This is a genomic window from Pseudonocardia sp. SID8383 (genome assembly GCF_009864975.1).
GTDB lineage: Bacteria > Actinomycetota > Actinomycetes > Mycobacteriales > Pseudonocardiaceae > Pseudonocardia > Pseudonocardia alni.
In genome coordinates this window covers 1-337 of the sequence record NZ_WWFY01000403.1, presented here as the reverse complement: position 1 = coordinate 337, position 337 = coordinate 1, and the positions used below count along the sequence as shown (strand labels likewise).

Genomic DNA, 337 nt, shown 5'->3' with positions numbered 1-337 from the left:
CGACCTCGGCGACGGCCGGGTGCGCGTCGGCGACGCCGGGTACCTGCTGGTCACCGGGGACGCGGGCGTCCGCTGGGCGCTGCCGCTGCACGGCGACCGGCCCGCCCCGTACGGACCCGACGACGGCGAGGTCCTGCACGCCCCCACCCGCAGCGCCGAGCAGCTGTCGCTGCCCGCCCGGCTGGTCGCACCGCTCCCGCTCGACCCGGACCGCCGCCGGATCCGTGCCGACGACCCGGGCGTCGACGTGCTGGTCGACGCCGCGGCGGCCGCCTACGCCGACCTCGTCCGGCGCGTCGGCCCCGCCGACCGCACCGCCCTGGTGCCGGAGCCGGGC

The 337-nt window shown here is 81.0% G+C and carries 1 pseudogene; it reads left to right on the top strand.

The features are described 5' to 3' along the window. A pseudogene (locus tag GTW08_RS09685) lies at window positions 1-337 on the top strand (molecular chaperone Hsp90); the annotation flags it as partial.